A 320-nucleotide genomic window follows, 5' to 3' on the forward strand; every position below is an offset into this window, starting at 1 on the left:
GGTGACACTGTTTCTGGAGGAGGCAAACCGGCAACTCTTGAGACAGGCATCACTGTTACAGTTCCTATTTTTGTGGAAGTAGGAGATACAGTTGTTGTCGATACCCGCAGTGGCGAATATCTTGAGCGGGCTAAAAAATAGAAAATAGGGGAGGGCGGGCCATGAGTGCTAAAGAGAAAATAGCATTTCTGAAAGGGTTGTTGGCTGGTCTCAATATGAAAGATGAGACAACAGTGAAAGCTTTTCAAGCTGTGACGGAGGCTTTAGATGCTCTAGCTGAGGAAATAGAAGAGCATGGAGATCTTATTGAAGAGCAGCAG

General features: G+C 45.3%; 1 protein-coding gene and 1 pseudogene. Both read left to right on the plus strand.

Annotated elements, in window-relative coordinates:
* Window positions 1-141: pseudogene (locus tag B3L97_RS02250) on the plus strand (elongation factor P); the annotation flags it as partial.
* Between the two features lie 20 nt (window positions 142-161).
* Window positions 162-320 (plus strand): CD1247 N-terminal domain-containing protein (locus tag B3L97_RS10040; RefSeq protein WP_414631805.1); only part of this gene is annotated, 159 nt, incomplete at its 3' end.

The organism is Aminobacterium sp. UBA4834 (assembly GCF_002400205.1).
Taxonomy (GTDB): domain Bacteria; phylum Synergistota; class Synergistia; order Synergistales; family Aminobacteriaceae; genus Aminobacterium; species Aminobacterium mobile.